The 17398-nt window shown below is 65.8% G+C and carries 20 protein-coding genes; 3 read left to right on the top strand and 17 right to left on the bottom strand.

Annotated features, from left to right (window positions below):
* Positions 1–7 precede the first annotated feature (7 nt).
* Genes HMPREF9710_RS15675 through HMPREF9710_RS15665 form a run of 3 tightly spaced genes read right to left on the bottom strand, consistent with a single transcriptional unit; the run spans position 8 to position 3536 of the window.
* Positions 8–613, bottom strand: coding sequence for a response regulator transcription factor (locus HMPREF9710_RS15675; RefSeq protein WP_005667940.1), 606 nt, complete (start codon positions 611–613; stop codon positions 8–10).
* Positions 610–1707 (bottom strand): sensor histidine kinase, encoded by a 1098-nt coding sequence (locus HMPREF9710_RS15670; protein WP_005667939.1) that lies wholly within the window; start codon positions 1705–1707, stop codon positions 610–612. Before HMPREF9710_RS15670 ends, HMPREF9710_RS15675 begins: the two co-directional genes overlap by 4 nt.
* A gap of 17 nt (positions 1708–1724) precedes the next feature.
* Positions 1725–3536 carry a CIA30 family protein gene (locus HMPREF9710_RS15665; protein WP_005667938.1) on the bottom strand — a complete coding sequence of 604 codons (1812 nt, stop codon included), beginning with the start codon at positions 3534–3536 and terminating at the stop codon, positions 1725–1727.
* A gap of 485 nt (positions 3537–4021) precedes the next feature.
* On the opposite strand from HMPREF9710_RS15665, the gene HMPREF9710_RS15660 reads away from it, so the two are divergent.
* Positions 4022–4420 carry a hypothetical protein gene (locus tag HMPREF9710_RS15660; RefSeq protein ID WP_005667937.1) on the top strand — a complete coding sequence of 133 codons (399 nt, stop codon included), beginning with the start codon at positions 4022–4024 and terminating at the stop codon, positions 4418–4420.
* A gap of 9 nt (positions 4421–4429) precedes the next feature.
* Here the strand turns inward: HMPREF9710_RS15660 and ruvB are convergent, their stop codons facing one another.
* The 10 genes from ruvB to tyrS form a co-directional block, all read right to left on the bottom strand.
* Complete coding sequence (ruvB, locus tag HMPREF9710_RS15655) at positions 4430–5497, bottom strand: Holliday junction branch migration DNA helicase RuvB (protein WP_005667936.1); 1068 nt, start codon at positions 5495–5497, stop codon at positions 4430–4432.
* Positions 5498–5512: 15 nt separating this feature from the next.
* Complete coding sequence (gene ruvA / locus HMPREF9710_RS15650; RefSeq protein WP_005667935.1) at positions 5513–6091, bottom strand: Holliday junction branch migration protein RuvA; 579 nt, start codon at positions 6089–6091, stop codon at positions 5513–5515.
* Between the two features lie 15 nt (positions 6092–6106).
* Complete coding sequence (ruvC, locus tag HMPREF9710_RS15645; protein ID WP_005667934.1) at positions 6107–6646, bottom strand: crossover junction endodeoxyribonuclease RuvC; 540 nt, start codon at positions 6644–6646, stop codon at positions 6107–6109.
* Between the two features lie 118 nt (positions 6647–6764).
* Entirely contained in the window at positions 6765–8351 is a 1587-nt protein-coding gene (purH, locus tag HMPREF9710_RS15640) for a bifunctional phosphoribosylaminoimidazolecarboxamide formyltransferase/IMP cyclohydrolase (RefSeq protein WP_005667932.1), read from the bottom strand.
* Positions 8352–8446: 95 nt separating this feature from the next.
* The gene (locus tag HMPREF9710_RS15635; RefSeq protein WP_005667930.1) at positions 8447–8680 is read right to left on the bottom strand and encodes a helix-turn-helix domain-containing protein; all 234 of its coding nucleotides are present in this window, start codon (positions 8678–8680) and stop codon (positions 8447–8449) included.
* A gap of 94 nt (positions 8681–8774) precedes the next feature.
* Entirely contained in the window at positions 8775–9800 is a 1026-nt protein-coding gene (gene dusB / locus HMPREF9710_RS15630; protein ID WP_081589940.1) for a tRNA dihydrouridine synthase DusB, read from the bottom strand.
* A gap of 149 nt (positions 9801–9949) precedes the next feature.
* A complete protein-coding gene (locus HMPREF9710_RS15625) occupies positions 9950–10636 on the bottom strand; it encodes a histidine phosphatase family protein (protein ID WP_005667926.1) in 687 nt (228 codons plus the stop codon).
* A gap of 38 nt (positions 10637–10674) precedes the next feature.
* Positions 10675–11340, bottom strand: a complete 666-nt coding sequence (locus HMPREF9710_RS15620; protein WP_005667924.1) for a YbhB/YbcL family Raf kinase inhibitor-like protein — start codon at positions 11338–11340, stop codon at positions 10675–10677.
* 47 nt (positions 11341–11387) lie between these two features.
* The gene (dtd, locus tag HMPREF9710_RS15615; protein WP_005667923.1) at positions 11388–11846 is read right to left on the bottom strand and encodes a D-aminoacyl-tRNA deacylase; all 459 of its coding nucleotides are present in this window, start codon (positions 11844–11846) and stop codon (positions 11388–11390) included.
* Positions 11843–13102: a tyrosine--tRNA ligase gene (gene tyrS, locus HMPREF9710_RS15610; RefSeq protein WP_005667921.1), complete on the bottom strand. Its 1260-nt coding sequence runs from the start codon at positions 13100–13102 to the stop codon at positions 11843–11845. The genes dtd and tyrS overlap by 4 nt, the downstream gene beginning before the upstream one ends.
* Positions 13103–13250: 148 nt before the next feature.
* Here tyrS and HMPREF9710_RS15605 point away from each other — a divergent pair, with 148 nt between their 5' ends.
* Both HMPREF9710_RS15605 and HMPREF9710_RS15600 read left to right on the top strand, forming a co-directional pair.
* The gene (locus HMPREF9710_RS15605; protein WP_005667918.1) at positions 13251–14615 is read left to right on the top strand and encodes a M23 family metallopeptidase; all 1365 of its coding nucleotides are present in this window, start codon (positions 13251–13253) and stop codon (positions 14613–14615) included.
* Positions 14616–14721: 106 nt separating this feature from the next.
* Complete coding sequence (locus HMPREF9710_RS15600; protein ID WP_005667916.1) at positions 14722–15819, top strand: anhydro-N-acetylmuramic acid kinase; 1098 nt, start codon at positions 14722–14724, stop codon at positions 15817–15819.
* 3 nt (positions 15820–15822) lie between these two features.
* Here the strand turns inward: HMPREF9710_RS15600 and HMPREF9710_RS15595 are convergent, their stop codons facing one another.
* The 4 genes from HMPREF9710_RS15595 to HMPREF9710_RS15580 form a co-directional block, all read right to left on the bottom strand.
* Positions 15823–16089: a hypothetical protein gene (locus tag HMPREF9710_RS15595; protein WP_005667915.1), complete on the bottom strand. Its 267-nt coding sequence runs from the start codon at positions 16087–16089 to the stop codon at positions 15823–15825.
* Between the two features lie 35 nt (positions 16090–16124).
* On the bottom strand, positions 16125–16352 hold the full coding sequence (locus tag HMPREF9710_RS15590) for a hypothetical protein (protein WP_005667913.1): 228 nt from the start codon (positions 16350–16352) through the stop codon (positions 16125–16127).
* A 127-nt stretch (positions 16353–16479) separates the two neighbouring features.
* Positions 16480–16848: an iron-sulfur cluster insertion protein ErpA gene (gene erpA / locus HMPREF9710_RS15585; RefSeq protein WP_005667912.1), complete on the bottom strand. Its 369-nt coding sequence runs from the start codon at positions 16846–16848 to the stop codon at positions 16480–16482.
* 53 nt (positions 16849–16901) lie between these two features.
* Entirely contained in the window at positions 16902–17303 is a 402-nt protein-coding gene (locus tag HMPREF9710_RS15580; RefSeq protein ID WP_005667909.1) for a bactofilin family protein, read from the bottom strand.
* Between the last annotated feature and the right edge of the window lie 95 nt (positions 17304–17398).

Genomic DNA, 17398 nt, shown 5'->3' with positions numbered 1-17398 from the left:
CCAGCCGTCATAGCCAACCCGCATCGCGCGCCATCCGGTACGCTTCCACGCGATTCCCGGCGCCCAGCTTGCTGATCGCCTCCGACAGATAGTTGCGCACCGTCCCCTCCGACAGGTGGACCTGGCGCGCGATCTCGACGCTCGAGCGCCCTTCTCCCGCCAGGCGCAGCACTTGCCGTTCGCGCTCGGTCAGCGGGTCGCTGCCGCCGTTCCAGCTTTCCAAGGCCAGCTCGGGCGCGATCGCGCGCCCGCCGCCATGCACGACGCGGATGGCGGCGGCCAGCGCCTCGACCGGCGCATCCTTGAGCAGGTAGCCGCGCACGCCCGCCTCCATCGCGCGCCGCAGGTAGCCGCTGCGGGCGAAGGTCGTCACCACCACCACGCGGCACGCCAGCTTTCTCGACGACAGCGCCTGCGCCAGTTCGATGCCGGTCATGTGCGGCATCTCGATATCGGTCAGCACGATGTCGGGAACGAGGCGCTCGCACAGGGCCAGCGCCTCGCGGCCATCGAGCGCGCCGGCCACCACCTCGATGTCCGGCTCCAGCCGCAGCAGCGCGCTCAGGGCCCCCAGCACCAGCTTCTGGTCTTCGGCGATCAGGACGCGGATCATGCCGGCACCTGCAGCTCGAGCGCCAGGCCGTCGCCGGCCGCCAGTTTCAAGCGCCCGCCGAGCGCCGCCACCCGCTCCTGCATGCCGGCCAGCCCGTTGCCATGCCTTAACTCATCGGTATCGCGCAGGCGGCCGTCGTCGTGCACGCGCAGCACGGCGTGGCCGGCTTCGCGGCTCAGCGACAGCGTGCAGCGCGACGCCCGGGCGTGGCGCACGATGTTCGTCACCGCTTCGCGCACCGCCAGCGCCAGCACGTGCTCGGCGGCCGGGGCCAGCTCGATGCGCTCGACCCGTTCGTCGAGCGCCACGTCGGCCGCCTGCAGGCTGGCGCGGGCGCTGGCCAGGGCCTGGGCCAGGCCGCTCTCGCGGTAGCCGGTGACGGCCGTGCGCACCTCGGCCAGGGCGGTGCGCGCGCTGGCTTCGATGTCGGCGATTTCGCGCGCGCAGGCGGCGTCGTCGCGGCCGGCCAGCTTGCGCGCCAGTTCGGCCTTGAGGGCGATCAGCGACAGCGAATGGCCGAGCAGGTCGTGCAGGTCGCGCGAGATGCGTTCGCGCTCGGCGATGCGCGCCATGTGCTCCACTTCTTCCTGCTTGCGCATGAGCTGCTCCCGCGCGCTGCGCTGGCGCGCATCCATGATGCAGGACAGCCCGACCGGCAGGCCGGCCATCAGGATCGGCATCAGGAGGATCAGTTGCATCGGTCCGGCCAGGAACGACGCCGCGGCGCCGCAGGCGATCACGCCCAGCATGGCGCCGACGGCGCGGCCCAGGCCCGGGATGCGGGCGCACATGGCGCAGGCGAAGATGAAGAACGATGCGGCGCCCGGGTTCCAGCGCGCCCATGCCGTGCCGAGCACGCAGCCGGCCACCACGCAGGCGGCGACCTGCCAGCCGCGCGCCCAGAAGCTGGCGCAATACAGCGGAATGAAGATCGCCAGGGTCAGCACCAGCAGCGCCAGTTCGGGCGCCGTCGGCGTCACGTAGGCGAACTTCCAGAACAGATAGCCCAGCGACAGGAGCCAGACGTATTGCAGCCTGCCGTATGCGGGCGGAATCCAGGGCCGTGCCAGCGCTTTCCTGAGGGTCGTCATCATGGTGGGCTCCGTCGTTCTCATTGTTCCAGCAGGCGCACGTCGGCGAGTTCGAAGCGGTAGTCGCCCGGTTGCGGTCCGGCACTGAATGCTAGCATGGCGACGGCGGCCGGATCGATGCCGGCGAAGGCCGACAAGGGCACGCTCACTTCTTCCCATTCCCCCTTGGCCACGAAGGGCACCATGCTCGGCCGCTGGCTGCCGGCGCCCATCAGCATCACCTGATAGGTCTTGCCGTCGCCGCGCACCTTGAAGCGCAGGATCTTCGCCGCGCTCAGGTCGGCCGGCTGCATCGGCTGGGCGCCGGGCATGAAGGCCACGCTGGACCAGGCGAACGGCAGGCCCGGCGCGACCGTGGCGCGCACCGCCAACGGCACCTGCCCGTCGGGCAGCGGCGCCAGCACGTCGAGCTTGACGGTCGACTTGCCGCCCGCGAACTGGTCGGTCGACGGCAGCCAGCCGCTGCCGAACGGGCTGCCCAGGCGGCTGGCGCTGAAGTCGCTGATGCGGCCATCCGGCGGCAGCGCCTGGCGGGTGGCGCCGCCGCTTTCCTGCGCCACCCGCTGGCGCCGCGCATCGCGCAGGGGATTGGCGCTCTGGCCATCCTTCCACACCTCGACGATGTGGCGCGTGGCCCGGACGTCGGCCGCGGGATTGCCCTCGACCAGCAGCAGGTCGGCCTTGCAGCCCCTGGCGATGCAGCCGCGCCGGCCCAGCCTGAAGGCCGCGGCCGGGGCGCTGGTGGCGGCGGCCAGCGCCTCGGCCGGACTCAGGCCGGCCTCGACCAGCGCCGCCAGTTCGCGGTGCATGCTGATGCCGTACAGGGTGCCGGCGTTGCCCGCATCGGTCCCAGCCAGGATCGGCACGCCGGCCTTGCGCAATGCGGCGGTGACGGCTTTCGGCGCCGCCAGCGCCTGCGGCCGCGCCTGCGCGCCGTAGCGCGCCTTGAGCGTGGCGGCGCCTTCGCGGTCGACCAGCGCCGCCAGCCGGGCGTCGGCGAGCAGGTCGTCGCCGCGCACGCCGGCCATGCTTTCCAGGACCGCGAAGGTCGGGATCACGAAGGCGCCCCTGGTCCTGGCCAGCCGGGCCAGGCCGTCGACAGCCTGCCGATCGGGCGTGGCGCCCAGGAACAGGTGCACCAGGCCGTCGGCGCCGGCCTCCAGCGCGGCGCGCGCATCGCGCTCGTTGCTGACGTGGACCACGGCCAGCTTGCCGCGCAGGTGGGCGGCCTCGATCAGCGCCCTGGCGGTCGCCAGGTCGAGCGAATTCATCCTGCTCGTGCCCTGCCCGCCGGCTTCGAGCACGATCTTGATGAAGTCGGAGCCTTCGGCGATGCGCGCGTCGACGAAGTCGCGCGCCTGCTCCGGCCGGCTCAGGGTCGGGATGGGCAGGCCGTACTGGGTGCCGTGCCCGTTCGGGGCGGTGGCCAGGGTGCCGGCCGAGAACATGTCGGCCCGCCCCGCATTGCGGCCGGCCGCCATGCTGCCCTTCACCTCCTGCATCAGCGGCACGGCGGTGAACATGTCGACCTGCGTGGTGACGCCGAACAGCAGCGGCAGGTCGAGCTGCCTGAACGCGTGGGTATGGGCGTCGATCAGGCCCGGCAGCAGGGTGCGGCCGGCGCCGCCGACGATGCGGCTGCCCGCGGGCGGCGCGCCGCGGAAGTCGGCGTCGACGATGACGCCGCCGTCGAACAGCACCGAACGGCGTTCGTGCACGGCCTTGCCGTCGAAGACGCGCACGTCCTGGACCAGGGTGGCGGCGGCCAGGGTCGTGCCGGACAGGGCGACGCAGGTGGCGACGAATAAGGTTTTCAGGACGGGGATGGGCATGGTTTCCTCACGAGTTGGTGTGAAACCAGTATGTCGGTGCCGCCGCCGGCCCGACAGAATCGCTTGCCATCAATCCTGGCTGACAAATGTCATCCGCCCAGTTCCGGATGCTGCCATCCGGATCGCATCGCGCTTCCTTCCACTCAGACTTGGTAGCCGCCGCCGACCTCGATCGACTCGGCATTGACCCAGGCCAGTTCCGGACCCGGCAGGCTGGCGATCACGCGCCCCACTTCATCCGCCTCGCCCACCCGTCCGAGCGCTGTCTGCGATGCGCGACGCGGCGCGGATCGCCGCGCATGCGCGCGGAAATACCGTGCGATCGGCGACCGGGATGTGACAAGGCGTCGCGCACGAAGAAACAATTACGACAAGTATTTTTTCTTGTGTGCCATCTTGGTTCCACTGCCGGACAGGCAGCATGTTTTTCGTATGGCTATCCATGAACCGACGTTTGTCGTCTCTTCACCCTGCAAGGATGTGCCATGATCTTTCTTCGACTCGCCAGCCTGGTGGCCGGCGTGCTGGTGCTCATCGCACCCGCCATACTGATCCGCGTCGGCGGCATGCCCCCGGATACGGGCCGGGCCGGCGCGGCGCTGGCCTGCGTGGTGCTGGCCTCGAGCGGTTTCATCATGATCGGCATGGCGGGCCAGCGCCTGCGCTCGGCCTTGCTGCGCACGGCGGCCGCGATCCTGCTGGGCGTGCCGACGGTCGCCAGTGCCGCACTGCTGTGGCGCGGCAGCTCGCCCGCGGTATTGTGGCTGGCCGGCGCCGTCATCGGCTTGAGCGTGCTGCTGTACCTGAAGCTCGTCTACCGGCCGGCGCCCCTCCTCGCCGCGCTGTTGCAGCGGCGGCGCCGTCATCCCGCGCCGGGACCCTGAGCGCGCGATTCAGCCGGGAGGCAAGTTATCCCACAAATCGCCCGTCGGGCTGATGCGCGGCGCGGTGACGCCGAAGTGCTGGTAGGCCAGCGGCGTGGCGATGCGTCCGCGCGGGGTGCGCTGCAGATAGCCCTGCTGGATCAGATACGGTTCGAGCACGTCCTCGATGGTGTCGGCGGCCTCGCCGATTGCCGCCGCCAGGTTGCCGATGCCCACCGGGCCGCCGGCGAACTTGAACAGCACCGCCTCCAGCAGCTTGCGGTCCATGACGTCGAAGCCGACGGTGTCGACGTCGAGCATCTTGAGCGCGCGGTCGGCCATCTCGCGCGTGATCTCGCCATTGCCCTTCACTTCGGCGTAGTCGCGCACGCGGCGCAGCAGGCGGTTGGCGATACGCGGCGTGCCGCGCGCGCGCTTGGCGACTTCGCGCGCGCCGTCCTCGTCGATCGGGGCTTCCAGCAATGCGGCGCTGCGCGCCACGATCTTGGTCAGCTCGTCGACGTTGTAGAACTCGAGGCGCGCCACGATGCCGAAGCGGTCGCGCAGCGGATTGGTCAGCATGCCGGCGCGGGTGGTGGCGCCGACCAGGGTGAACGGCTGCAGGTCGAGCTTGACCGAGCGCGCGGCCGGACCCTCGCCGATCATGATGTCGATCTGGTAGTCCTCGAGCGCCGGATACAAAATCTCCTCGACCACCGGCGACAACCGGTGGATCTCGTCGATGAACAGCACGTCGTTCGGCTCGAGATTCGTGAGCAGCGCCGCCAGGTCGCCGGGACGCTCGAGCACCGGGCCCGAGGTCTGGCGCAGGTTGACGCCCATCTCGCGCGCGATGATGTGGGCCAGCGTCGTTTTACCCAGGCCCGGCGGACCGAACAGCAGGGTGTGGTCGAGCGCCTCGCGCCGCTTGCGCGCCGCGTGGATGAAGATCTCGAGCTGATCGCGGATCTTTTCCTGGCCGACGTATTCGTCCAGCTGCTTCGGACGCAAGGCGCGTTCGATCGCCTCTTCGTTGGGCGAGGCCGGCGCGGCGTCGATCACGCGGTGTTCGGTGAAGTTGTCGGTCTGGATGCTCATTGCTCAGATTCTTCCTCAGCCTTTGGACAGCGCCTTCAGCGCGAACTTGATGCCGTCCGAGACGCTCGAGCCGGCCGGCATGTTCTTGATCGCGAGGAGCGCTTCCTTGTCAGAATACCCCAGCGCGGCCAGCGCATTGAGCACGTCCACCTGCGCGTCGTCACGCGCCGCGCCGGCGACCATGCCGATGTCGGCGCCCAGCTTGCCTTTCAGTTCGAGCAGCAGGCGTTCGGCCGTCTTCTTGCCGATGCCCGGCACCTTCACCAGGCGGCCGGTTTCCTGCAGCGTGACGGCCTGCGACAATTCGGCCACCGACATGCCGGACAGGATCGCCAGCGCCATGCGCGCGCCGATGCCGGTGATCTTGATCAGCTGGCGAAACAACGCGCGTTCGGAAGCGGAGCCGAAGCCGAACAGCAGGTGCGCATCCTCGCGCACCACCAGGTGGGTGAACAGCACGACTTTTTCGCCGGTATGCGGCAAGTTATAAAAGGTGCTCATCGGCACGTCGACTTCATAGCCGACGCCATTGCAATCGACCAGCACGTGCGGCGGCGCTTTTTCGAGCAGGATTCCAGAGAGGCGACCGATCATCGGTAAGGTTCCTAATTAAGAGACGAGACGGCTGTTCTTCATGCGCAGCGCCTGCATATCGGGCGACAGCGTGCCCAGTAGCGACAAGGTGTCGATGCTGTGAGCATGGCAGATGGCGACGCCCAGGGCGTCGGCGGCGTCGGTGCCCGGCAGGCCCGGCAGCTTGAGCAGGCGCGCGACCATGTCCTGCACCTGCGGCTTGGCCGCCTTCCCGGTGCCGACCACGGCCTGCTTCACCTGCACCGCCGTGTATTCGGCCACGTCGAGGTCGGCGCTGACCAGGGCCGTGATCGCCGCGCCGCGCGCCTGGCCCAGCAGCAGGGTCGATTGCGGGTTCACGTTGACGAAGACTTTTTCGATGGCCGAACAGGCCGGGCGGTAGGTGGCGATGATTTCGCTGACGCCGTGCAGGATGACCTTGAGCCGCGGCGGCAAAGCGCCCTCCAGCCCGGTCTTGATGGTGCCCGAGGCGACGTAGCGCAGCTTGGCGCCGTGTTTTTCAATAACGCCGAACCCCGTCGTGCGCAGGCCCGGGTCGATGCCGAGAATAATCATTATGGAATGTTACCCCGGCTGGGGGTGTTCGTGGGAAAAATACTGTGCAAAAACACAGGTTCACCACGGTTTGATCGCATCGGGCCGGCAAGTTCCGCCGGCCCGACGTGTCACCGGATCAGTGACGGAAGTGACGGGTGCCGGTGTACAGCATCACCACGCCGCGCTCGTCGGCCGCATCGATCACTTCCTGGTCGCGCATCGAGCCGCCCGGGTGGATCACGCAGGTCGCGCCGGCGTCAACGACCACGTCCAGGCCGTCGCGGAACGGGAAGAAGGCATCCGACGCCACCGCCGAACCGGTGAGCGACAGGCCGGCGTTCTGGGCCTTGATCGAGGCGATGCGGGCCGAGTCGATGCGGCTCATCTGGCCGGCGCCGACGCCCAGGGTCATGCCGTTGGCGCAGAACACGATCGCGTTCGATTTCACGAACTTGGCCACGCGCCAGGCGAACATCATGTCCTGCAGCTGCTGCTGGGTCGGGTGCTTCTTGGTGACCACGCGCAGTTCGCCCAGGCCTACGTTCTTGGCATCCGGCGACTGCACCAGCAGGCCGCCGCCGACGCGCTTGACGTCATACGCGTTCTGGCCGGCGCCCAGCGCGATCTCGAGCAGGCGCACATTCTGCTTGGCCGCCATGATCTGGCGCGCTTCCGCGGTGAACGATGGCGCGATCAGCACTTCGACGAACAGTTTTGACAGGGCTTCGGCCGCCGTGCCGTCGACTTCGACGTTGAAGGCGATGATGCCGCCGAAGGCCGAGGTCGGGTCGGTCTGCAGCGCGCGCGAGTAAGCGTCCAGCGCATCAGTGCCGATCGCCACGCCGCACGGGTTGGCGTGCTTGACGATCACGCAGCCGGCCGGCTGGCCGAGACCGCCCAGCGACTTGACGCATTCCCAGGCCGCATCGGCATCGGCGATATTGTTGTACGACAGTTCCTTGCCCTGCAGCTGGGTGTAGTTGGCCAGTGCGCCGTCGACGCTGACCAGGTCACGGTAGAAGGCGGCGCCCTGGTGCGGGTTCTCGCCGTAGCGCATGTCCTGGACTTTCTCGAAGCCCATGTTCAGGGTCTGCGGGAAGCTCGAACGGGTCGCGTGCGCGCGGTCTTCGCCCAGGCTGGTCAGGTAGTTGGTGATCGCGCCGTCGTACTGCGCGGTGTGCGCGAACACTTTCTTGGCCAGGCGGAACCTGGTTTCATAGCTGACCGGGCCGGTGGCTTCGCCCTGGCCCTTCATCTCGGCCAGCACCACACCATAGTCAAGCGGGTCGACGATCACGACCACGTCGCGGTGGTTCTTGGCCGCCGAACGCAGCATGGTCGGGCCGCCGATGTCGATGTTCTCGATCGCATCTTCCAGCGAGCACTCTTCCTTGGCGACGGTCTGCTGGAACGGGTACAGGTTGACCACGACCATGTCGATCTGCGGAATGCCGTGCTCTTCCAGCTTGGCGACGTGCTCAGGAAAATCGCGGCGCGCCAGGATGCCGCCGTGCACTTTCGGGTGCAGGGTCTTGACGCGGCCATCCAGCATTTCCGGGAAACCGGTGTAGTCGGCGACTTCGGTCACCGGCACGCCGTTATCCTGCAGCAGCTTGGCGGTGCCGCCGGTGGACAGGATGTTGACGCCGAGCGAAGAGAGCGCGCGCGCGAAATCGAGCACGCCGGTCTTGTCGGATACGGAAATGAGAGCTTGTTTGATCATGGTGTGGCCTATGGTTGAGAATTCCTGGCGGCGGGCAGGCGGATCGGGGATCCGGTCATGGCCGCGCGCCCGGTGCGCGGCCACGTGGGTCACGCTTAGAGCAGCCCGTGCTCCTGCAGTTTCTTGCGCAAAGTGTTCCGGTTAATGCCCAGCATCTGTGCGGCGTGCGACTGGTTGCCGTCGGCGCGCGACATGACGACTTCGAGGACGGGCTTTTCGACGGTCAACACCATCATGTCGTAGATGTTGGTCGGCTTTTGTTCGCCCAGATCGTTGAAATAATCTTCGAGACTCTTCTGGACGACTTCCTGGATACTTTCTTTGCTCATGTCTTCTGCTGCTTCATCCTGGTTTAATGATTGCTGCGCTCACGCACAGCGCGTCCCCGTGTTCTTCTTGTGGTGTGGTGCTTATTCCTGGTGCTTATGCCGCGATCGCGTCGACATCCGAATGCGAGGGGCGGTATTGTAACCGCTCGCCATGCCTGTGCTGCGATTTGAAAAACTCATCGACCGCCGCCAGTTGCTCGGCCGTCGATTCCAGCAAGTTCATGCGCTGCCGGAATTCCTCGCCGCCCGGAAGGTCTTGTACATACCAGCCGATGTGCTTGCGCGCGGTGCGCACGCCGACGTATTCGCCATAGAAGGCGTAATGGGCCGGCAAGTGCTCGTTCATCAATTCGCGCACTTCGTCCACCAGCGGCGCCGGCAGGTGTTCGCCGGTGCGCAGGTAGTGGTCGATCTCGCGGCAGATCCAGGGACGGCCCTGGGCCGCGCGGCCGATCATGACCGCATCGGCGCCGGTATGGTCGAGCACGAACTTCGCCTTCTCGGGCGTCGTGATGTCGCCATTGGCCACCAGCGGGATGCTCACCGCCTGCTTCACGGCGCGGATGGTGTCGTATTCGGCCTCGCCCTTGTAGCCGTCGGCGCGGGTGCGGCCGTGCAGGGTCAGCATCTGGATGCCGGCCTGCTCGGCCAGGCGCGCAATGCGCAGCGCGTTCTTGTTTTGGCGATCCCAGCCGGTGCGGAACTTCAGGGTGACCGGCACGTCGACCGCCTCGACCACGGCGTGCAGGATGCGCTCGACCAGGTCTTCGTGCTGCAACAGGGCCGAACCGCACCAGCTATTGCACACCTTCTTGACCGGGCAACCCATATTGATGTCGATGATCTGAGCGCCGCGCTCGACGTTGAACTTCGCGCAATCGGCGAGGTCTTTAGGATCGGCGCCGGCGATCTGCACCGCCTTCGGCTCCATCTCGCCCGCATGGTCGATGCGGCGCGAGGTCTTTTCGCTGGCCCACAGGCGCGGGTTCGACGCCGCCATTTCGGACACCGCATAGCCCGCGCCGAGCTGCTTGCACAGCTGCCGGAACGGACGGTCCGTCACTCCGGCCATGGGGGCGACAAAGACGTTATTACGCAGGTGATATGGACCGATTTGCACAGCAGAAAAACTCAGAAGTTTCTTGGGAACCTGCTATTTTACCCCAAGCGCTGCTCAAATTATCAGCAAAATTAATGTGATTGTTGCGTGTGCGATATTGGCAGGCCGAAGAAACAGGCGTTGTCGCGCCTGTTTTACGCGCTTGGCTGTCAGGGCAAGTCGTCCAGCGCCGTCTGGCGCAAGTGACCAATTTCACCCCAGCTGACCAGTGTCAAGCAGCCCTGCTCGACCACGAAACGGTTGATGCTGGCGTTGTGCACCTTGAAGTCGCGCGGCGTTTCCAGCGGCAGGCCGAGAGCCGCCCGGTAGGCGCACTCGAGCACGCCGCCGTGCGCCACCAGCGCCAGGGTCTGGCCGGGGTGGCGCGCCGCATGGCCCAGGATCGCCTTCGTGGCGCGCTCGTAGAAGCTGCGGAAAGTTTCACCCTGATTCTTACCTGGCGGCAGGACCGCATCGACGTTGCGCGCCTGCCATGCGGCGAACTCGAGCGGAAAGCGGGCCGCGATTTCGCTGTAGAGCAAGCCTTCGAAGCCGCCGTAGCAGCGTTCGCGCAGCTGGGGGTCGCGCTGCGGACCCGGGCGATCGATCCCGTGCGGGCCGCGGGCGCGCACGATCGCCTCGGCCGTCTGCCGCGCACGCGCCAGGTCGCTCGACACGACCAGGTCGATGCGTTCGCCGGCCAGCGCCGCGCCGAGCGCCGCGGCCTGGCGCTCGCCTTCGGCATTGAGTGCGATATCGAGATGGCCCTGCAGCCGGCGCTCGGCATTCCAGGCGGTTTCGCCGTGGCGGATCAGGAGGATGGTGGTGGCGCCCGCGGGCGTTGCGTTCTGGGTCATGAGGTTCTTGCACCCGAACCTCGGGGCAGCGAAATGATTTATTTGGACAGGTCGGCCACGATGCGCGGATTGAGCGAGTACGTGCCGAAGATACGCGCTTCGTCCAGGATATGCCCCTGGATCGCCATGCGCGCCTCGTGGCCTGTGAACCGCCCCTCCAGCGGCAGGCGCGGGATGTCGAGCGCATACAGCGTAAACACATAATGGTGCACGCGCTCGTCGTTCCATGGCGGGCACGGGCCGTCATAGCCGTAGAACTCGCCCGCCATGTCGGGGTCGCCCGCGAACCAGCCGGTATAGTCGTTGACGCCGTGGCGCAGCTGGTGTTCGGTGCCGTTCTTGACGGTGAAGGCGACTTCGGGACCGGGCTTTCCATGCGGCGTGACCATGTCGGAAAACATGCCTTCGGCCAGCGACTTGAGGCAGACCGGGATGTCGGCCAGCGTCCAGTGGAAAAAATCGACGCGCGGCAAGGCGGCCGGTACGGTACGGCCTTCCTTGTTGACGTCGCCGCCTTCGGACGGCACGTCGGGATCGTGGCAGATCAGTACCAGCGACTGCGTGCCGGCCGGCACGTCGTCCCAGGCGATATGGGGATTGCGGTTGCTCGACAGCTTGACGTGGGCATCAGGATCGCTGACCGCGAACGCGTAAGCGGCGGGGATGTCGGCCCCATCGGTGAATGAATCGCTCCAGATTCGCATATGACCTCCCTGGCTACTAAATTTGACCTTGGCGCCAGGCGCGGGTTTCAGCGCGCCGCCCCGACGGGATCAATACGCAGCCAGAATGTGACCGGGCCATCGTTGATGAGTGACACTTTCATGTCGGCACCAAATACGCCGGTCTCGACAATGCCATGGCGCTCGCGCGCCTGGCGCACGACATGCTCGAACAGGCGCCGTCCGTCTTCCGGCGCGGCGGCCGGCGAGAACGAAGGACGCGTGCCCGATTTCGTATCGGCCGCCAGGGTGAACTGCGGCACCAGCAGCAGGCCGCCGCCAGTGTCCGTCACGCTGCGATTCATCTTGCCGGCCTCGTCGGAAAACACGCGGTACCCCAGCAGCTTGGTCAGCAGCAGGTCGGCCTCGCGTTCGGTATCGCCCTTTTCGGCGCACACCAACACCATCAGGCCGGGCCCGATGGCGCCGACGGTCTGGCCGTCGACGCGCACCGCCGCTTCGCTCACGCGTTGCAGCAGGCCAATCATGCGAGCGTGACGCGGGCGAACTTGCGCTTGCCGACTTGCACCACGACGGCGCCGGCAGCCACTTGCAGGCCCTTGTCGCTGACCACGGCGCCGTCGATGCGCACGCCGCCCTGGTCGACCATGCGCATGGCTTCCGAGGTCGAGGCGCACAGGCCGGCGGCCTTCAGCAGTTGCGGCAGGCCCAGCGGAGCGCCGGACAGCGACACTTCCGGCACGTCGTCCGGAATGCCGCCCTTGGAGCGGTTGACGAAGTCGGCCAGCGCGTCGTCGGCCGCAGCGGCCGAGTGGAAGCGCGTGACGATTTCCTTGCCCAGCGCCACTTTCGCATCGCGCGGATTGGCGCCGCCGTCGATCGTCGCCTTCAATTGCGCGATGTCGTCGAGCGAGCGGAACGACAGCAGATTGAAGTACTTCCACATCATCTCGTCCGAGATGCTCATCAGTTTGCCGAACATGCTGTTCGGCGCTTCGGTGATGCCAATATAGTTGTTCTTGGACTTGGACATCTTGTCGACGCCGTCCAGGCCTTCCAGCAGCGGCATGGTCAGGATGCACTGCGGCTCCTGGCCGTAGTCCTTCTGCAGCTCGCGGCCAACCAGCAAGTTGAATTTCTGGTCCGTTCCACCCAGCTCAAGGTCTGACTGCAAAGCGACCGAATCATAGCCCTGCATCAGCGGATAAAGGAACTCATGCACGGCGATCGGAGTCCCACTCTTGTAGCGCTTGGTAAAGTCGTCGCGCTCCATCATGCGGGCCACGGTGTAGCGCGAGGCGAGCTGGATCATGCCGCGCGCGCCCAAAGGATCGCACCATTCGGAGTTGTAGCGGATTTCCGTGCGGCTGGCGTCCAGTACCAGCGAGGCCTGGCGGAAATACGTCATCGCGTTTTCCTCGACCTGCTCGCGGGTCAGCGGCGGACGGGTGGCGTTGCGGCCCGACGGGTCGCCAATCATGGAAGTGAAGTCGCCGATCAAAAAGATCACCTGGTGACCCAGGTCTTGCAATTGACGCAATTTATTCAGCACGACGGTGTGGCCGAGATGCAAGTCCGGGGCCGTCGGATCCAGGCCCAGCTTGATGCGCAGCGGCTTGCCGGTCTGCTCCGAGCGCGCCAGTTTTTGCGCAAAATCGCTTTCGATCAACAGTTCGTCGACGCCGCGCTTGGCGATCGCGAGGGACTCAAGGACCTTGTCAGTCAGTGGCAAAGCATTAATGGAAGTTGCCGGAGTGCTAGCACCAGCTGCATTTGAGGTCATAAAATTCGTGTAGGAAATTGGCTAAAACGGTTGTAGGACCACTTCTTTTGGTATAATTCACGATCCTGTTTTCGTTTCCTAGAGAAAACTTTTTCGGAAACGCAATACATGGCCCTTGAAAGTTCAGCCGCAAATTTTAACTGATTGCATGAACCCTATACAGAAAATCACTGGTAAAAGCCTGCTAGCGCTGCTGCCGAAGACCCGCAAAGCCCGCGTCCTGAGCGCCGGCGCCGTCTTCCTGAGCGTGTGCGCCTTTGGCGCCGTGGGCGTTGCACCGATCGCTCCCGATCCCTCCGACCTGCCCGTCACCTCTGTTGCGCAAGACCTGGAACTGCCGAACCTGGCCGACCAGATCGCCGCGCTCCAGCAAGACGAGCAGCAGTTCATCCACGAAGAACGCATCCGCCGCGGCGATTCGCTCGGCTCGCTCTTCACCCGCCTCGGCATCGAAGACGCGCAAGCGCAAAAGTTCGTTCGCTCCGACAAGCTCGCAAAGCGCCTGCTGTCGCTCCAGACCGGCAAGCGCATCCAGGCCGAGACCGACGAGAACGGCCTGCTGCTGTCGATGCGCGCCACCGTCAGCGACGGCAAGAGCGGCGAAGCACGCACGATCACCGTGCAGCGCAAGGGCGAGGAATTCGTCGCCCTCGAGGCGCCGGCCAAGCTCGAGCGCCGCATCGAGATGCGTTCGCGCGAAATCACCAGCTCGCTGTACGCGGCCACCGACGCCAACGTCGACGGCGGCAGCATCCCGGATTCGATCGTTGGCCAGATCATCGAGATGTTCTCGACCAATATCGACTTCCGCAGCGACGTCAAGCGCGGCGACCGTTTCAATGTCGTGTACGAAACCTTCTGGCTCGACGGCGAACTGATCAAGACCGGTCGCATCCTGGCCGGCGAATTCGTCAACCGCGGCACCAGCTATCAGTCGGTGTGGTACGAAGATCCGGTCTCCAAGCAGGGTGGTTACTACTCGCTGGACGGCAAGTCGCTCAAGAAAGCCTTCCTCAAATCGCCACTGCAATACTCGCGCGTCTCGTCGGGCTTCTCGATGCGCGTGCACCCGATCTCGGGCAAGTTCAAGGCGCATAAAGGCGTCGACTTCGCCGCCGCCACCGGCACCCCGATCCGCGCCGTGGCCGATGCCACCGTCGACTTCGCAGGCAACGGCAATGGCTACGGCAATATGGTCGTCCTGAAGCACTGGTCGAACTACAGCACCGCCTACGCCCACATGAGCCGCATCGCGCCAGGCATGCGCAAGGGCGCCAAGATCAGCCAGGGCCAGGTGATCGGCTACGTCGGCTCGACCGGCTGGTCGACCGGCCCGCACCTGCACTATGAATTCCGCGTCGCAGGCGTGGCCAAGGACCCGAACAAGTTCAAGTCGCTGGCCCAGCAACCGCTGAACCAGGCCGAACTGGCACGCTTCCGCATGGCAGCCGCCGAGATGAACCACCGCTTCTCGCTGATGGCGCCAAGCGGCTCGTCGATGGCAGCCCGCTAAGCCGCACCGTCCTGTATAAAAAACGCCCTCCTCGCATTTCGATGCCGGAGGGCGTTTTCTTTTGTATGCTTGCTGGCCTCTATAGGCACCTGAACCCGATACAACAATGACCGAGACACCTTCCCTCTACATCGGCCTGATGTCCGGCACCAGCCTCGACGGCGTCGACGGCGTGCTGGCCGACTTCAGCAATGGCGCCATCCAGACCGTGGCCGCCGCCTTCACGCCCTTCCCCGACGCATTGCGCAGCGAACTGATGGCCCTGCAGGCCGCCAGCGACAACGAACTGGAGCGCGAGGCGCTGGCCGCCAACGGCCTGGCCCTGGCCTACGCCGACTGCGTGCGCGCACTGCTGCCATCCAGCGCCGGCCCGGTGGCCGCCGTCGCCGTCCACGGCCAGACCATCCGCCACCGCCCCGAACTGGGTTTTACGCGCCAGACCAATAATCCGGCCCTGCTGGCCGAGCTGACCGGCATCGACGTGATCGCCGACTTCCGCAGCCGCGACGTCGCCGCCGGCGGCCAGGGCGCGCCGCTGGTGCCGGCCTTCCACGAGGCCGCCTTCGGCAAGCCGGGCACGGCGCGCGTGGTGGTCAACATCGGCGGCATCGGCAATATCAGCGTGCTGCATGGCGACGGCCGCGTGACCGGTTTCGATACCGGTCCGGGCAATGTCTTGCTCGACCTGTGGATCGCGCGCCACCTGGGGCGCGCCTATGACGAGGATGGCGCCTGGGGTGCGACCGGCACTGTCCACCAGCCGCTGCTGGACGCCCTGCTCGACGAACCGTATTTCCGCCAGCCGGCGCCCAAGAGCACCGGACGCGACCTGTTCCATGCGCCATGGCTCGATGCCAATCTCTCGCCCTTCGGCAATCTCGCGCCGGCCGACGTGCAGGCAACCCTGGTGCAATTGACGGCGGTGACGATCGCGCGCGCGATCATCGAGGAAGGCGTGACGCCGGATGCGGTGTACGTCTGCGGCGGCGGCGCCTACAACGGCGCCCTGCTGCGCGCCATTGGCGCCGGGCTGGGCGGCGTGAAAGTGGCCTCGACGGCGGAACTGGGCGTGGCGCCGAACCGGGTCGAGGCGCTGGCCTTCGCCTGGCTGGGCTGGCGTTTCGCCAACCGCGAACCGGGCAACCTGGCGGCGGTCACCGGCGCGCGCGGTCCGCGCATCCTGGGCGCCTTGTATCCAGCCTGAAACTCAGGCGGCCAGGCCTTTTTGCAGCAACTGCGCCACCAGCTCGTTCAGGTCGACGCCCTGCTCCTTGCTCTGCGCCTGCAGCTGCTTGACCAGGTCGCCATTGAGCTTGACGGCGAACGGCACCAGCCCCAGCGCACGGTCGCGCTCGCGTTGTTCGCGGCGGTCCGCTGCCGGCGCATCCCCGGGCTTGCCGACGACGGCGCCCTTGGGGCCCATCTTGTTCATCAGCTTCTTCGCATCGAATTTCGCGAGCTCGTTCTTGTTCATTGCTTACCTTGCTATTGGATTGATAGGTTGCGGCGTCAGTCGAAACGCTTGAGCCGCTGGCCGAGGATGCCCCACTGGCACGGCGCGCCATCGACCACGCCGCACAACGCCCAGCCGGTGCCGATTTTTTCCACCGTGACCTCGCTCTCGATTTCCCGGGCCAGCTTCTCGGCCCAGCCTTTGGCGGCGCCCTGCCCCTTGAACAATTCCTTGCCCTCATAGATGACGGTGGCGTCGAACACGGGCATCGCGAATACGGTCATGGCTATCTCTGTCTCAAAAAAGCGTCATGCTACCACTGCAGGTCGGCTGCATAGATAGCAAATACAAACGGCCCGCAGGAGCGGGCCGTCGATGATCCAGACCGCGGTCTGGATGGGCAGGCAACGATTACGCCGAGAACGACGAACCGCAGCCGCAGGTCGAGGTGGCGTTCGGATTCTTGATCACGAACTGGGCGCCTTCGAGGTCGTCCTTGTAGTCGATCTCGGCGCCGACCAGGTACTGGTAGCTCATCGAGTCGATCAGCAGCTGGACGCCGTTCTTTTCCATCGTCGTGTCGTCTTCATTGACGATCTCGTCGAAGGTGAAACCATATTGGAAGCCCGAGCAGCCACCGCCCTGCACGAAGACGCGCAGCTTGAGGTCGGGGTTGCCTTCTTCTTCGATCAGCTGAGCAACTTTCTGAGCGGCGCTGTCGGTGAAGTTGATTGGTACGGGAATCGTGTCGAAATCTTGCACTTCGGCGACTGCGGTCATGGGAAAGCTCCTGAATAAATCAAACACCGTCCATTATAGACGGTTGGCGGAAGTCATGCTGCCGAGCCTTCGACGGCGTCGGCTAGATGAAACACCGGCTCGCTGGCGGGTTGGTGCGTCAATTTACCTGTTACCAACGCCCCACCGTGCATCTCGAGCAAACGGTAGTGTACATCCCCATTAATGCGGCCTTTCGGCTGTAATTCAAGGAGTTCCGACGAGTAAACCGCGCCGGCGATATAACCATTGACCACCAGGCTGGCGCAGCGCACCTCGCCTTCGATCCGCGCGTGCTCCGACACGATCAGCATGCTGTCGGCGCCATCCACCGCCACCACATTGCCATGGACTTCGCCGTCGATGCGCAGTCCGCCGGTGAAACACAGGTCCCCTTCGATGCGGGCCGAAATTCCGACCAGGCTGTCTATTTCGCTTTTTACTTGTCGACCGAACATGACGCACCTCTGAGGAAAATTGACCGTTGGAGTGGGTGTATCCAACAGTCAATTTACCCGGCTCAAAGGTCGTCGCTTTGATCTGCGTCGGGTCG

Origin of the sequence: Massilia timonae CCUG 45783 (assembly GCF_000315425.1) — a bacterium.
GTDB classification, from domain to species: domain Bacteria; phylum Pseudomonadota; class Gammaproteobacteria; order Burkholderiales; family Burkholderiaceae_D; genus Telluria; species Telluria timonae.
The sequence above is the reverse complement of the archived record's forward strand: the minus strand, read 5'-3'. Positions and strand labels throughout refer to the sequence as shown.

What these genes read in the sequence shown, in the direction of transcription:
- purH (WP_005667932.1), bottom strand. Translation starts at nt 8,351, where the DNA reads ATGATCAAACAAGCTCTCATTTCCGTATCCGACAAGACCGGCGTGCTC.
- HMPREF9710_RS15590 (WP_005667913.1), bottom strand. Translation starts at nt 16,352, where the DNA reads ATGACCGTATTCGCGATGCCCGTGTTCGACGCCACCGTCATCTATGAG.
- erpA (WP_005667912.1), bottom strand. Translation starts at nt 16,848, where the DNA reads ATGACCGCAGTCGCCGAAGTGCAAGATTTCGACACGATTCCCGTACCA.
- HMPREF9710_RS15605 (WP_005667918.1), top strand. Translation starts at nt 13,251, where the DNA reads ATGAACCCTATACAGAAAATCACTGGTAAAAGCCTGCTAGCGCTGCTG.
- HMPREF9710_RS15675 (WP_005667940.1), bottom strand. Translation starts at nt 613, where the DNA reads ATGATCCGCGTCCTGATCGCCGAAGACCAGAAGCTGGTGCTGGGGGCC.
- HMPREF9710_RS15670 (WP_005667939.1), bottom strand. Translation starts at nt 1,707, where the DNA reads ATGATGACGACCCTCAGGAAAGCGCTGGCACGGCCCTGGATTCCGCCC.
- dtd (WP_005667923.1), bottom strand. Translation starts at nt 11,846, where the DNA reads ATGATTGGCCTGCTGCAACGCGTGAGCGAAGCGGCGGTGCGCGTCGAC.
- HMPREF9710_RS15635 (WP_005667930.1), bottom strand. Translation starts at nt 8,680, where the DNA reads ATGAGCAAAGAAAGTATCCAGGAAGTCGTCCAGAAGAGTCTCGAAGAT.
- ruvB (WP_005667936.1), bottom strand. Translation starts at nt 5,497, where the DNA reads ATGAGCATCCAGACCGACAACTTCACCGAACACCGCGTGATCGACGCC.
- ruvC (WP_005667934.1), bottom strand. Translation starts at nt 6,646, where the DNA reads ATGATTATTCTCGGCATCGACCCGGGCCTGCGCACGACGGGGTTCGGC.
- HMPREF9710_RS15665 (WP_005667938.1), bottom strand. Translation starts at nt 3,536, where the DNA reads ATGCCCATCCCCGTCCTGAAAACCTTATTCGTCGCCACCTGCGTCGCC.
- tyrS (WP_005667921.1), bottom strand. Translation starts at nt 13,102, where the DNA reads ATGACCTCAAATGCAGCTGGTGCTAGCACTCCGGCAACTTCCATTAAT.
- HMPREF9710_RS15600 (WP_005667916.1), top strand. Translation starts at nt 14,722, where the DNA reads ATGACCGAGACACCTTCCCTCTACATCGGCCTGATGTCCGGCACCAGC.
- HMPREF9710_RS15580 (WP_005667909.1), bottom strand. Translation starts at nt 17,303, where the DNA reads ATGTTCGGTCGACAAGTAAAAAGCGAAATAGACAGCCTGGTCGGAATT.
- HMPREF9710_RS15595 (WP_005667915.1), bottom strand. Translation starts at nt 16,089, where the DNA reads ATGAACAAGAACGAGCTCGCGAAATTCGATGCGAAGAAGCTGATGAAC.
- HMPREF9710_RS15660 (WP_005667937.1), top strand. Translation starts at nt 4,022, where the DNA reads ATGATCTTTCTTCGACTCGCCAGCCTGGTGGCCGGCGTGCTGGTGCTC.
- HMPREF9710_RS15625 (WP_005667926.1), bottom strand. Translation starts at nt 10,636, where the DNA reads ATGACCCAGAACGCAACGCCCGCGGGCGCCACCACCATCCTCCTGATC.
- ruvA (WP_005667935.1), bottom strand. Translation starts at nt 6,091, where the DNA reads ATGATCGGTCGCCTCTCTGGAATCCTGCTCGAAAAAGCGCCGCCGCAC.
- HMPREF9710_RS15620 (WP_005667924.1), bottom strand. Translation starts at nt 11,340, where the DNA reads ATGCGAATCTGGAGCGATTCATTCACCGATGGGGCCGACATCCCCGCC.